The organism is Criblamydia sequanensis CRIB-18 (assembly GCF_000750955.1).
Taxonomy (GTDB): domain Bacteria; phylum Chlamydiota; class Chlamydiia; order Chlamydiales; family Criblamydiaceae; genus Criblamydia; species Criblamydia sequanensis.
Genome location: NZ_CCEJ010000005.1, coordinates 27,680 through 40,342, shown reverse-complemented (window position 1 = coordinate 40,342; position 12,663 = coordinate 27,680). Strand labels below are relative to the sequence as shown.

Below are 12,663 nucleotides of genomic sequence, written 5' to 3'. Positions count from 1 at the left end.
TCTTGAAAAAAAACTCTAATTTTCCATTTTTTCAAAAAAATAAGCGTTTTTATTAATAAAATTTATTAAAAATTAATAATTAAATTTTAAACTTTATGTATTATTAATAAATAATAACGAGATAGTTGATGAAAAGAGTAAATTTATTAAAATGTTTATCCTCTTTGATTCTACTCTTTTTTTGTCTTGCTATTGCAGTCAAAATTGTTATTGATTTCCGCGTTTCGAATTTTCAAAGAGTCAGCGCATCTCCTCTTATTAAAACTCTGATCTTTTATGAAAATAAGCCTGATAAATTCTTAAGCCTTTTCAGGGAATTACCCCGTAAAAGGGATAGAGAGTACTTTTTTTCATCCGCGATTAAATCCGGTGTCTTAGCTTATTCTGAAACCTCTTCCGAGGAGACTATCCTCCACCTTATTTTTAGGAAAAACTTAAAGCACAAGGAAAGAAAATTCCTTTTGCAGAATATCTTGAAAGCCGGAGCTGATCCGAATAAACGGAACTTGCTTGGAAATACCGCAGGGGATTTATTAATAGAATTAAAAAGCCCTCAAGAGGAGGGGAAAAGTTATCTCCGCTATCTTTTAGATTACAATTTAGATTGTAATGCTATGAGAAAGGGAATTCCTTTTCTGCAGCGTATTGTTTCTAAAACTGAGCCGGCTGCAGCGAAAACTTATCTTAAAATTTGTCTTCTTTATGGGGCGGATCCTCTTATAAAGGATCTAAAAGGAAAAAGTCTTTTTGACCAGATAGCTCTTCTTGAAGACGAAGGAATGAAGCAGGATCTTAGACAAACTGTATTTGAGGTCTTAGAATTCAACTATAGAAAGCTTTTAGCCAATGCTTTTGCGATACCGGGTAATACCGTAATTTCCGATGGCGAAGCCAATTTAGAAGGCCTTCTAGTTTCCTTGAGCCATAGAAAATTAAATAACCTGGATACGGAATTTTATGAGGGGCTTGCTAAAGAGATAGAAGAAGGAAAAGGAAAATTTCTTCAAAAGCTTATTGCTAATTCCTCAAAATCCATGAAGGAAAAATTTAAACTTTTCTCCGATCATGAAAAAAAAGAGCTTGCAAATATCCTTATTGAAACCAATCTCGCTATGCAAGACAGCCTTTCCTATTGGCATAAGCCAAAAAAAGAAGTGGCCGAAAAGATTCAAAAAGGGGAGATGGTTGCTTTAAAAGCTTCTGCAAGCCAGCACCTTTATGGTTTTGTGGTTTATAAAAATAAACTCTATGTCTGTAACAAAGGGTATTTTTACCTTCAGACTCCCGGAGTCATTAAATTAGATATCAATAATGCGGACGAGCTGCCTCTTTTTTTAAGTCATCTCACTTCAAGAATGCCGGTAGAGGTTCTCTTTAAGAAAGAAGATCCTGAGGGAAGAACGTATCTTGAGAAACTTATTGATTCCAGATCGAGAACCGTTTACATCATCCAGAATTTGCAAACAGTTGGCAACTGTACGTTTGTCAACACAAGTTCGATGCAATACGCCATCTTGAATATCTTGCTTGAAGAGCGTCTCGGTCTAAAAGTAAAAGAAAGAAAAGAGCTTGCCCACGTTATCAAATCGCTATCCAAGCTGCATAGACGAGAAAAATTGCTTCAAGAATATATAGCTTTTCATATGAAAAATGAAGGCAGCCCCCTTGATTTCCATTTGCTTGTTCAGATAGGCACAAAAACGACAGAAAGCTCTTTGCATGATCTTTTCAATAGGACTTTGCTTGCAAACTGGCTAGTTGTCGGCGGAAAAGAATTTATCCAAATGAATTTGGCAAAAAACTATCGCTTTAAAGTAAATAGTTATAAAAAGCCTTTCTCTAAGAAAAGCAAAACACTCCAAGTCACAAAAGATAGGGAAGCGCTTCCTCGCCAAGGGTCATAAGAACGGCTTGTCTTAGAAGCGATTCTGCATCGACAGACTTGTTTTTTAAACTTGAGATTCGCTTTGCGGCATACCTTGCGATGTTGATGCCATCTCTAATCGTATAATTTTCATTTTTTTGGTGAGCTTTTTGTAAAAAAGCAATGACATAATCAAGAATATTATCTTGCAGGAAAGGCAAGTTTTCGCGAAGGATGCGTCTTTCTTCTTCTTCCTCCGGGAAATCAAGATAAATCTGAGGTTGCAGGCGGCTGTGGATATATTCCGGAATTTCATAAGTGGAGGCGTCATCATTCATTGTGACGCAAATTCGAAAATCTGGGTGCGCTTTTACCTTGAGGCCTGCAACTATGGATTCTATATAACGTCTTGTATCTAAAAGGGGGGCAAGCGACGCCCAGGATTTTTCGCTCATTCTATTGGCTTCATCTAAAATGGCAACACCGCCTCTTATCATCGCGGTTACAAGACTTGATGCCACATACCGGATGCCCCCATTTTTATCGACAACAGGCGTGATCAAAAGATCCTCCGGCCTCGTGTCCATGGTGCACTGATAAATATAAACGGGCTTATTCAGCTTTTTTGCGGCGGCATAAGCTAAAGTTGTTTTGCCGACACCCGGTTTTCCAATCAGTCTTGGATTTAGGGGAATATCTTTACTATCGATGACAAGCCAGGAGGCGAGAAGCTGATCCATTACATCTTGCTGTCCGATCCATTCGTATTGGAATTCATCAGGAAAACCAAGTGCTAGGTGTACCCCTTGAATTTCAATGACGCTTTCGTGCTCGCTTGGAAGATCAATTTTACCAGAATCCATCGATGAAAATGCCCCTTTAATTGTTTTTGAGTGACTTATTAGACTTCATTCAATGATTAAATAGCAGTTATTGAGCCTCTTTTCCTAAATTTTTCACGCACAAGTTATCCTATGCTTGAAAATTTATCAAAATTGACACAAACCTGTTCGTTCTTCCAATCAAGTTCGAATTTTGAAAGAAGTTTATTTTCACAAAGTCCAACGGTTCATGATAAAAGTTTTTAACTTTTATGCACAACAAAGATAGTTGAGTCGTATAAATCTTATGGTTCGAGCGCTTTATCTGAGCCATAATTTAAAGCTGCCAAGGATAGGTTATGGCGAGCTCTAGGGTGAACTTCTTCTATTTCTTTAATAAGCTGTTCTGTTTGCTTTCGGACACTATTCTGACCAATCGGGCATTGGCACATAATTCTATGGAAGTTCTGCTGCTTTGCAAATTCAATAATCATTTCTTCCGGCACGAGAATTAAAGGGCGAATGATAGTGACTTGATAGCGCTTCATTGGGACTTTGGGTAAATTTCCGGCAAATTCTCCCTTATGAAAAAGATTCATCAAAAGCGTTTGAATATTGTCATCGCGATGGTGGCCAAAAGCAATCGTTTTGAACCCTTGTTCTTTGGCGTGATTAAAAAGAAGAGTCCGCCTTTTTCTTGAGCACCCATAACACTCAAGACCCTCAAGAGTTTTTTGTCCCGAGTCGATCACATGAAAGGGAACTCCAAGCTGCGATGTAATTCCTCTTAAAAAATCTAAGCCGACTCCGGCTCCGCAGCTAAAAGCGCCATCAATTAGAAACGCGGATAAGTTAAGCTTGGGGAAACCTCTTCCGGAAATGGCAGCCAGCATCAAAAGAAGGGTCAAGCTGTCTTTTCCTCCGCTTAAAGCAATAGCCACATTGTGGTCATCGGGGAGAAGCTCAAAACTTTTAAGGGTTTTTCGTAGCAGGGATTCGATCTTTTTTCCAACACCCTGCCAGGGAGGTGCAACAAGGGGAAAGGAAGGCTTGATGATGTTCATAAGGAAATTTTTTTTTAAAAAAGAAACCTTTATCAAGACAATTTTGAAAAATGAGCCGGTTTCTTTAGAGTAATTTTGACTTTAGATTTAAAAAACGATACAATATAGTATAATTTATGTTGAACATATGTCAAGTTTTAAATTTTAATAATTTGTTATTACAAATAATTTTAAAACTTTTTTAAAAAGACCATTCTTTTTTACTTTTTAAAAAATAATAGTCTCGTAACTTTTGGATGGATGCAGTATGGAAAAAAAAGTAGGCCGCAACGACCCCTGCCCTTGCGGATCGGGAAAAAAGTATAAACAGTGTTGCTTAAAGCTTGGACCAAAACCCAAATTTAAAGCAGTTCTCTTAAGCGGAAAAAAAGAAGCCCCAAAGCAGATGCCCGACCTTTTAGAAAGAACTTTCGGGCAAGCTATCGAGCAGCTTAAAACTCAAGAAAAGCCGGAACCTATATCCTCTCATAAAATCAAAGAAGAAAATACCAAATAAAGATAGCGAAAATGAGCAAAAACGAAAGGCAAATAAAAGTCAGCCCCTCAATTCTAGCCGGGGATTTCGGAAAAATTTATGATGAGGCCAAGCGCATTGAAGATTCAGGCGCGAACAGTCTTCATATTGATGTAATGGACGGTCATTTTGTACCCAATTTAACGATAGGGCCGCAGGTAGTGGCTGCAATTAATCGCGCGACCGATATGTTTTTAGATGTTCATTTGATGATGTACAATGTCTATGAATATATTGAACGGTTTGTTGAAGCAGGCGCTGATAGAATTACGTTTCATTTTGAAGCAACAGAAGATGTAAAAGATACGCTTGATTACATTAGAAGATGCAATATTGAAGCCGGCCTTGCTTTTTGTCCGGAGACCTCTCAAAGCTTCATTCCTAAATACCTAGATAGCTGCGATTCAATTTTGCTTATGACGGTTCATCCCGGGTTCGGCGGGCAGAAATTTATGAGTGAAGTCTTAGAAAAAATTGCCTTTACCCGGGAAATTTGCGAAAAATTGAATATCCGTAAAGGGGGAGTCACCCCAAAGAATAAAGACGACCCTGCAAATAATCTGCCTGTTTTCAATATCGGCGTCGATGGCGGGATCAACTATGAAACAGCAAAAGAATGTGTGAAAGCCGGCGCAAATCAGCTAATTGCAGGAACCTATCTTCTTCATTCCCATGATATGAAAGAAGAAGTCAGAAAACTTCAACAACTAGTTCCCTAAAGGAAAATGTTTTAGTTAAGCTTGTCTTTCGCTTTGACAAAAGATAACCCCTTGTTTTAATCTTAGGCTTCTTTCCTCTTATTAAAGTTGGAATTTGCAAGGATAAACAAATGGCAATTTGTTTTTTAAGCAAAATTAGATATCGCAACGTTTAGGTACAAATGGTATTAAGCAATCAGATTTCAGTCGGAATGATTATTTCGATTAATAAAAAACTCTACAAAGTTGAGTCTGCCATCAAGGTGAATGTCCCAAAAGGAGCTCCCTTCATAAAAACAACTCTCAGAGAGCTTTCCTCAGGAAAGACCGTCGAGAAAAGTTTTAAAATGAATCAAGCCATCGAGGATGTCACTTTAACTGAAAGACCGGTTGAATACCTTTATCTCGAAGGCAAGGATTATCTTTTTTTGGATACTAAAACTCTTGAACAAGTCTTAATCCCCTCACAAATAGTAGGCGACCTTGTCAATTATTTAAAAGAAGGGGTTGAGTTAAAAGCGGCCTATCATGAAGAGGCGGTTTTTTCCCTTGAGCTTCCCCAATTTTTAGAGCTTATGGTTTCAAGGCTTGAAGGTGATGAAGACGGCCCTCTTGTGACGAATGGCAGCCGCGTGGCCATTCTCGAAACCGGGGCAAAAATTGAAGTACCTCCCTTTATTGAAATAGGGGACATCATTAAAGTCGACACCAAAACAGGCGAATACATTCAACGCGTCTAAACGAATTTAAGCCCAATCGATTCTAAAGTGACAAAGGTAAGGAAAAAGTGGATCTCAGACAAATTAAAGAATTAATGGCAGCGATGGAGAGAACAGGAACCAAGCGGCTTAAAATCAAAGAAGAGAATTACGAGCTGGATTTGGAGCGTCATGACGATAAATTTCCGGCAGAACTTGCAACGATCCCTGATTATTTAAAAGCTGCCGAAAATAGAGAAGATCGAATTTTTTCCAAACAAGAAATGCCTTTTTTCAAGGCTACCGGAGCCTCTCAGCCCCCTACAACCATAAGAAACGGTCAGGAAAATGAAGCAGGCGATGCTATTAAACAAAAGAAAGGCGAGGTTGTAAAATCTCCCATGGTTGGAACTTATTATCTAGCTCCCTCTCCCGACGATCCTCCCTTTGTTAAAGTAGGGGATCTTATACAGTCAGACAGCGTAGTTTGCATTATCGAAGCTATGAAAGTTATGAATGAAATTAAAGCAGGCATTAAAGGCCGTATTATTGAGATACTTGTCGAAAATGGCCAACCGGTAGAATTTGGAACCCCGCTTTTTAGAATTGAGCCCTAAGGCTTAAAAGGGTCATTTCATGCAAAAAGTACTAATAGCCAATAGAGGCGAGATTGCGGTTCGAGTTATAAGAGCTTGCCATGATCTCGGACTTCAAACAGTTGCTGTCTATTCGGAAGTGGATAGCGAAGCGCTTCATGTCCTTCATGCAGATGAAGCCATTTGCATCGGGGAAGCCCCTTCCCATAAATCCTATCTTCGAATCCCGAACATCTTATCAGCTTGCGAAATAACAGGGGCTGATGCTATCCATCCGGGTTATGGTTTCTTGAGTGAAAATGCCAATTTTGCCTCTATTTGCAAAAGCTGCGGGATAACCTTTATTGGACCGACTGCGGAAGCGATTCAAGCCCTTGGCGATAAAGCTAAGGCAAAAGAGACTGCCCGTTCTGTAAAGTGCCCTGTTATTCCGGGGTCGCAAGGAATTGTGCAAGATATTGATAAAGCTTTAAAAGAAGTGGAGCAAATCGGGTTTCCGGTGTTTATTAAGGCGGTCGCCGGCGGCGGGGGTAAAGGCATTCGAATCTCTCACAATTTAGAAGAATTCAAAAAGCAATTTGCAGCTGCTAGAGCCGAAGCTGAAGTTAGTTTTGGCAATCCCGAAGTGTACCTTGAAAAAATGATCCTAAACCCAAGACATATCGAGGTGCAAGTATTAGGGGACCAGCATGGGAATTATGTCCATTTAAACTTGCGTGATTGCACGATACAAAGAAGACGTCAAAAACTTATTGAAGAGACCCCTTCTCCCATTTTATCGCCTGCCAAACAGCAGGAAATCGGAGAGGCAGCCATTCGCGTTGTGAAAGCGGCCGGCTACTATTCTGCCGGTACCGTTGAGTTCCTTTTAGATCAAGATGGCAACTATTACTTCATGGAAGTCAATACTAGAATTCAAGTAGAGCATACTGTTACAGAAGAATTGACAGGTATTGATTTAGTGGAGTGGCAGCTTCGTATTGCAAGGGGAGAGCCTTTGCCTTTTAAACAAAAAGATATTCAATACAAAGGCCATGTCATTCAGTTTAGGGTCAATGCCGAAAACCCGGCTTCTCATTTTATGCCCTCTCCTGGCAAACTTGAGTATTATTTACCGCCGGGCGGCCCTAACGTTAGAGTGGATAGCGCTTGCTACTCCGGTTATGTTATTCCACCAAACTATGACTCTATGATCGCAAAGTTAATTGTGAAAGGAGCCACAAGGGAAGAAGCTATTCAGCGTGCTAAGAGAGCTTTAAGAGAGTTTCATATAGGGGGTGTTAAAACTACCATCCCTTTTCATTTATTCATGCTGGAAGACCCCTCTTTCTTGCGTTCAGAATATAATTTAAATTACATCGATCGATTGATTGCTGAAGGTTGTAAGTTCGGCGGTGAAGCTTAAACGTCAAAAATATTTAATTTTTGGCGTTTATTCCGGGAAAACCGGCTTCTTAAATAGGCCTTTGGGCTTGATAATACGATTTTAATCTTGCCCAAATAGGCCAAAATGATTGCTAAACCCTTAAAAATACTTATGTTATAAATATTAACCTGATCTTAATTTTACCTTAAAACAAGCTCCTCAATATTGGGAAAAAGCATTTAAAAGCTTTTATTAAACAAAACTAATTTATAAGGAATGCTATGAATAATAGAAACCGATGGTTGACAACCGTACTTATGACAGCGCTCGTCACTTATGGAACGACTTATGCAGATGATTATAGGCATGATGAAGCCCAAGAAAAGCAAGAAAGATGCGAAAATGCCCTTTCCCTAAAAAATACGATGAAACGTGCGCTCATGTGCTCTCAAGGCGATCATTGCTGCGAAGATCATAATACGGATGAGGACCATATTCCGGTCGGTACAAGAAGCTTGCCTCATTCAGAATGGGTTCATATCCAGGAATTGCGTGCTAAAATGGCATTTCAAAGAAAGTCTCTAGAGCTTTCACATGAAACTGAAGAGACAGAAAGTGAAGATGCCGCAACCCTTGAAGAAATTCGAATCCCCGAAGGCGAGCTTGAGATTTCTCCCATAGAAGAATTAGTGACCCTGGGTCAGGAAAAAGTTGCGGACGAAATAAATAAAGACAATCTCGAAGATGAATCCGTGCCAAAAGAGGAAGTCCTTGCAGCAAGAGCGACCTACTATACTTCGCATCAAGGCGTTTTCTATAGACCGGTTGCTGTAACTGCCTTTGGAGACCAAGTGACGCTAGTGGATGGCTCTATCTGGAATGTAAGATGGGAACATCGCTATAAGACTTTAGACTGGCTTGTTAGCGACACTATTTTAGTTCTTCCCAATCATAGCTGGTTTTCAGCCTACCAGTTCCGTCTTGTCAATCAGAATACCGGCGCAGATGCTGAGGTAAATCTGGCTCTTGGACCTCTTTACAATGGAATTTATACAAGATGGATTATTGCGATTGACTATTTTAACCGCGAAATTTGTTTAGATGACGGCTCTATTTGGAGAATTTCTCCGGCAGATGACCTTGTATTGAAAAAATGGGTCGTTAATGACACTGTTATTTTAGGGATTAATGACTCTTGGTTTTCAAGCCACCCAAATATTCTTTTAAACGTAAATATGTTAAATTATGCTTGCGGCACATGTGAAAACGGGTTTTAACCAATAAAAGGAGAAAAATTATGATTCCAGGTCAAGGTCAAGATGTCTATAGGGGCCATGTGGTTCCGGGTTCGGGACAAAGCGGATTACCGCCGACACCGCAGGGGTTTCAAAATAATTATGGAACTCAGGGTATCCTAAGTCCAATCCCGCTTTATCCGCAACAGGCGCCGCCTTTATTGGTTAGAAGTGTAACGACACAACCGACAGTTTTGTCGACAGTGCCAAGGCCAACCCCGCCCATGCCAATACCTCAAGTGCCGCTTTCGCAGCAAAATAGGAATGTTACCTATAACCCTCACGATCCAAGAGGCGCAAGCCGAGCCGTTCGTGGAGGTTTGCAGCATGATCCAAGAGGGGCAAGCCAACAAGTTCGTGGAGCCTCACAGCATGATCCAAGAGGCGCAAGACGAGACGGTCGAGGTCCAAATAACCCTTATAGTGCAAGGTATAATTAAAACTGATATGGGAAGGGGTGAAAAGCCCCTTCTTAGAAATTTCTTTGGCCTTTGCAATTCTTATAATGTCTATCAATTCCCAGAGCCACTTCTTCCGGATCATCGGTAATTTGAAGCAAGCTTAAATCTTTTTGCGACACACAACCATTTTCAAGGACGGTGGATTGGAGCCAATCAAGAAGCCCTTCCCAGTAGGTTTTTCCCATTAAATAAATCGGAAAAGAGTTGATCTTTTCGGTTTGAATCAAAGTTAGGGCTTCAAAAAGCTCATCAAGCGTGCCGTAGCCGCCCGGCAAAAAGACATAGCCTTGCGCATACCTGATAAACATCACTTTTCTAATAAAGAAGTAGCGGAAATTAAGGCGATACCTTCTATCAATAAAGGCATTGGAATCATCTTCTGTCGGTAAAGCGATACTTAAACCGCATGAGTTTCCGCCAACGGATTGAGCGCCTTTATTGGCAGCTTCCATGAGTCCGGGCCCGCCTCCTGTGATGACTGCAAATCCTTTTTTAGCAATTAAAGCGGCTACATCGATGGCCATGTTGTAGTAGGGGCTTGCAGGCGGCAGTCTTGCGGATCCAAAGATTGAGACAGAAGGACCAAGCGCCGTCATGGTCTCAAATCCGTCTACAAATTCAGAAATAATTCGGAAAACCCGCCAGGAATCAATGGCTAAAAGTCTTTGGGCCCTTTGTTTGTCATTATCTGGAATCTGCGCCATAGTTTTACCAATCCTCTTAAAATCAGCATGATCTCTCTAAGGAGGCTAATCAATCAAGAAGTTTTTTTAGGGGAAGAGAGAGATTTATTAAAAGAGTTTTATTAAGAATATGTAAATTTAATTGGAATTAAATAATAAATTAGATAAAATTATCAATTAACTATTTTTTGAACCAAAGACTTAATAATATGATTCCAAAGTTTGTTGATAATTATAAATATGTTTCAAGACGATGTCCTCTTAACCAAGCGCCTTACGGAGATATTTTAAGTTCGGAATCAGGTTGGACAGAAAAAGAAGACACACTTCCTTCTAAGGTTCGTTGCAAAGGGTTTCGCGGCGTTTTGAAAATTCTTGGAATTTTGGTTTATGTCTCAGAAGAAGGGGCCGGAAGTCAAACCATTACAGAACTTATCCCGCGAGGTAAGTTGTTATCAAACGAAGCTGAAAACGCCTCTTACTCTTTATTAAAAAACATTAAGCCTAGTGTTTTTAAAATTTCTTCCACTTATTTCAGGAAAGATTGAGATTACCTCGTGATTATCAAAATCACGGGTTTAAGCCCTCATTGGACTCCAATTTCCAAGGAAGGCTTTTAGCGTTTTCACGTAAGCCTTTAAACCCTCTTCTCTTCAAAGGCGTTCCAAAAAGAAGCTCAGGGTTGTTTTCAATTTTTGATAGAGTGTCTTCATCCAAATAAGAGCCAAAGCCTGACTCTCCTGAAAAATCGGGGTGGGTAGACGGTTTTTTTCTCGCATTGTGCGGACAAACATCCTGGCAAATATCGCATCCGAAGACATAACCCGGGTTTTTACTCTTTATAGTTTCAGAGACCGGCCCGTCTGATTCAATTAAAATATTAGAGAGGCACTTGGCAGCATCCAATTTATAAGGTTTAAGAGCGCCAGTTGGGCAGGCGTCGATGCACCTATTGCAGCTTCCGCATCTTGGCATTCTTGGAAGGGAGACGCTTTTTGGAAGATCAAGGGTTGTCAAAATGCCGGATAGCAAAAAGAAAGTACCCAATTTCCTATGAATTAAAAGCGTGTTTTTCCCCATGAAGCCAAGCCCTGCTTTTTGAGCTAAAGCTTTCTCTAGGATGGGAGTAGAGTCGCTAAAGGCTTTAAAAGAAGCTGTATTCAGCGTTTTAGTGTCGAGCCAGAAGATAAACTGTTTGAGCCTTTTTCTATGGATATTATGATAGTCTTTTCCTCTTGCATAAGAGGCGATGACTCCAATCCCGGGTTTAAAATCTTCTTTTGGCTGTTTATAGTAGCTAGCAAAGAAAATGGCGGACTTAGCTCCCGGCAAAAGATTCTTCGGCTCAACACGGATCTTATTTTCCATGTAATGAAGGTCGGCTTGCAAACCCTCATCAAGCCAGGAAAAATAGGCAAGTATATCCTCTTCCGGAACTGTTGGCTCTGTCACTTTAGCATCATCAAAGCCTAATTCTTTGGCTTTGGCAACTATTTCATCTAAAGCGACGTCCATATTAGCTCTTTTGGGAACTTGACCATAAAAGCTTGATTATTTTTCCAATTTGGCTCTTTCTGCCACTGACAGGGTTGCTTTTGCCGTAGGCTACCTCGTGAAGGTTTTCAATAGCAATAAAAGCGTTGGAGTCGTAGCGGTGAATCAATTCTTTTAATTCAGCAAGCTGCAAACGCTCGGCAATAACATAGAGAATCTCTCTTTCGTCGCCGGAAAATCCGCCTCTGCCGTACATTACGGTTAGGCCAAGGCCAAGTTCATGGATGATGGCTTCAGAGATTTCTTTAGATCGAGAAGAGACGATCATGACAGATTTTGTCTCATCCATCCCGACAATCACAGCGTCCATCACTTTAATAACCACCATGTAAGTGATTAATGAAAGAAGGGGAGTGTGCCAGTCCTGGAAGATAAGGCCGGCGCTTCCAAAAATGAATATGTTGCAAACAAGCACCACTTGACCGACGCTAAAACCGGCTTTTTGCGAAAGAATAATTCCCAAAATCTCCGTCCCGTCAATACAACCTCCGTAACGGATGATAAGACCTAGGCCTATGCCTAAAATGGCGCCGCCGATGACAACGACCTCTAATGTTTCGCCAAGAAATTCCCAATGCAAGTAGTGATGGATAAAGATAAGAGAGCCTGCGAATAAAAGAACCGCATATAGGAAGTGAATCAAAAAGACTTTTCCGATCGCCCTTAACGCTAAATAAAGAAAGGGAAGGTTAAAAAGAATAAGAAAAAAGGGAAGGTATTTCTGGTGGGTTAATTTTGCGAAAATCATAGCTAACCCCACGATGCCTCCGTCGATCAAGCGACTTGGAATCAAAAAAACTTCGATGGAGAAGGCAGCTAAAAAAGCACCTAGTGCAATGACAGCATAGATAAACGCTTCATAAAAAAATGACTTGCTTGAAACCGGTTTTGTTGACTGCATGGACCCCTTCTTCGAAAAAGGTTATCGAATATTATTAGACTTTGTTCGAGATTCTATTTGATTGTTTAAAAAAGACTTTTTTTAACATCTTTTTTGCTAAATTTTTCAATCAAAGCGAATTTCGAAGGAAGTCTATTCAAGCTATGAA

At 40.2% G+C, this 12,663-nt stretch carries 13 protein-coding genes and 1 pseudogene; 9 read left to right on the top strand and 5 right to left on the bottom strand.

Translation table 11 applies throughout. The features are described 5' to 3' along the window. Positions 1-128: 128 nt before the first annotated feature. The gene (locus CSEC_RS06250) at positions 129-1,904 is read left to right on the top strand and encodes a hypothetical protein (protein ID WP_041017602.1); all 1,776 of its coding nucleotides are present in this window, start codon (positions 129-131) and stop codon (positions 1,902-1,904) included. Here CSEC_RS06250 and CSEC_RS06245 read toward each other — a convergent pair. After that, positions 1,864-2,727, bottom strand: coding sequence for an AAA family ATPase (locus tag CSEC_RS06245; RefSeq protein ID WP_041017601.1), 864 nt, complete (start codon positions 2,725-2,727; stop codon positions 1,864-1,866). The two genes, CSEC_RS06250 and CSEC_RS06245, sit on opposite strands and share 41 nt — an antisense overlap. Before the next feature lie 263 nt (positions 2,728-2,990). Further along, on the bottom strand, positions 2,991-3,749 hold the full coding sequence (locus CSEC_RS06240; protein WP_041017600.1) for a tRNA lysidine(34) synthetase: 759 nt from the start codon (positions 3,747-3,749) through the stop codon (positions 2,991-2,993). Positions 3,750-3,999: 250 nt separating this feature from the next. Here CSEC_RS06240 and CSEC_RS13415 point away from each other — a divergent pair. The 7 genes and pseudogenes from CSEC_RS13415 to CSEC_RS06205 form a co-directional block, all read left to right on the top strand. After that, positions 4,000-4,068, top strand: a pseudogene (locus tag CSEC_RS13415) (SEC-C metal-binding domain-containing protein); the annotation flags it as partial. Positions 4,069-4,256: 188 nt separating this feature from the next. After that, the gene (gene rpe / locus CSEC_RS06230; protein WP_041017599.1) at positions 4,257-4,982 is read left to right on the top strand and encodes a ribulose-phosphate 3-epimerase; all 726 of its coding nucleotides are present in this window, start codon (positions 4,257-4,259) and stop codon (positions 4,980-4,982) included. 161 nt (positions 4,983-5,143) lie between these two features. Then, positions 5,144-5,701 (top strand): elongation factor P, encoded by a 558-nt coding sequence (locus tag CSEC_RS06225; protein ID WP_041017598.1) that lies wholly within the window; start codon positions 5,144-5,146, stop codon positions 5,699-5,701. 47 nt (positions 5,702-5,748) lie between these two features. Then, positions 5,749-6,276 carry an acetyl-CoA carboxylase biotin carboxyl carrier protein gene (gene accB, locus CSEC_RS06220; RefSeq protein ID WP_041017597.1) on the top strand — a complete coding sequence of 176 codons (528 nt, stop codon included), beginning with the start codon at positions 5,749-5,751 and terminating at the stop codon, positions 6,274-6,276. A 19-nt stretch (positions 6,277-6,295) separates the two neighbouring features. After that, entirely contained in the window at positions 6,296-7,660 is a 1,365-nt protein-coding gene (gene accC, locus CSEC_RS06215) for an acetyl-CoA carboxylase biotin carboxylase subunit (protein WP_041017596.1), read from the top strand. Between the two features lie 242 nt (positions 7,661-7,902). Then, on the top strand, positions 7,903-8,898 hold the full coding sequence (locus CSEC_RS12675) for a hypothetical protein (protein WP_053331842.1): 996 nt from the start codon (positions 7,903-7,905) through the stop codon (positions 8,896-8,898). 20 nt (positions 8,899-8,918) lie between these two features. After that, the gene (locus CSEC_RS06205) at positions 8,919-9,356 is read left to right on the top strand and encodes a hypothetical protein (protein WP_041017595.1); all 438 of its coding nucleotides are present in this window, start codon (positions 8,919-8,921) and stop codon (positions 9,354-9,356) included. Positions 9,357-9,388: 32 nt separating this feature from the next. Here CSEC_RS06205 and CSEC_RS06200 read toward each other — a convergent pair whose 3' ends face one another. After that, positions 9,389-10,081, bottom strand: a complete 693-nt coding sequence (locus CSEC_RS06200) for an LOG family protein (protein ID WP_041017594.1) — start codon at positions 10,079-10,081, stop codon at positions 9,389-9,391. 188 nt (positions 10,082-10,269) lie between these two features. Here CSEC_RS06200 and CSEC_RS06195 point away from each other — a divergent pair, with 188 nt between their 5' ends. Next, positions 10,270-10,608, top strand: coding sequence for a hypothetical protein (locus CSEC_RS06195; protein WP_041017593.1), 339 nt, complete (start codon positions 10,270-10,272; stop codon positions 10,606-10,608). Between the two features lie 22 nt (positions 10,609-10,630). Here the strand turns inward: CSEC_RS06195 and queG are convergent, their stop codons facing one another. Together queG and CSEC_RS06185 are read right to left on the bottom strand one after the other, a co-directional pair. Next, on the bottom strand, positions 10,631-11,575 hold the full coding sequence (queG, locus tag CSEC_RS06190; RefSeq protein ID WP_053331841.1) for a tRNA epoxyqueuosine(34) reductase QueG: 945 nt from the start codon (positions 11,573-11,575) through the stop codon (positions 10,631-10,633). 1 nt (position 11,576) lies between these two features. Further along, positions 11,577-12,515 carry a YitT family protein gene (locus CSEC_RS06185; protein WP_053331840.1) on the bottom strand — a complete coding sequence of 313 codons (939 nt, stop codon included), beginning with the start codon at positions 12,513-12,515 and terminating at the stop codon, positions 11,577-11,579. Positions 12,516-12,663: the final 148 nt, after the last annotated feature.

Bases quoted from the DNA above. Each gene is read 5' to 3' on its own strand.
- queG (WP_053331841.1), bottom strand. From the start codon at position 11,575: ATGGACGTCGCTTTAGATGAAATAGTTGCCAAAGCCAAAGAATTAGGC.
- CSEC_RS06205 (WP_041017595.1), top strand. From the start codon at position 8,919: ATGATTCCAGGTCAAGGTCAAGATGTCTATAGGGGCCATGTGGTTCCG.
- CSEC_RS12675 (WP_053331842.1), top strand. From the start codon at position 7,903: ATGAATAATAGAAACCGATGGTTGACAACCGTACTTATGACAGCGCTC.
- CSEC_RS06250 (WP_041017602.1), top strand. From the start codon at position 129: ATGAAAAGAGTAAATTTATTAAAATGTTTATCCTCTTTGATTCTACTC.
- accC (WP_041017596.1), top strand. From the start codon at position 6,296: ATGCAAAAAGTACTAATAGCCAATAGAGGCGAGATTGCGGTTCGAGTT.
- CSEC_RS06240 (WP_041017600.1), bottom strand. From the start codon at position 3,749: ATGAACATCATCAAGCCTTCCTTTCCCCTTGTTGCACCTCCCTGGCAG.
- CSEC_RS06195 (WP_041017593.1), top strand. From the start codon at position 10,270: ATGATTCCAAAGTTTGTTGATAATTATAAATATGTTTCAAGACGATGT.
- CSEC_RS06245 (WP_041017601.1), bottom strand. From the start codon at position 2,727: ATGGATTCTGGTAAAATTGATCTTCCAAGCGAGCACGAAAGCGTCATT.
- CSEC_RS06225 (WP_041017598.1), top strand. From the start codon at position 5,144: ATGGTATTAAGCAATCAGATTTCAGTCGGAATGATTATTTCGATTAAT.
- CSEC_RS06185 (WP_053331840.1), bottom strand. From the start codon at position 12,515: ATGCAGTCAACAAAACCGGTTTCAAGCAAGTCATTTTTTTATGAAGCG.
- rpe (WP_041017599.1), top strand. From the start codon at position 4,257: ATGAGCAAAAACGAAAGGCAAATAAAAGTCAGCCCCTCAATTCTAGCC.
- CSEC_RS06200 (WP_041017594.1), bottom strand. From the start codon at position 10,081: ATGGCGCAGATTCCAGATAATGACAAACAAAGGGCCCAAAGACTTTTA.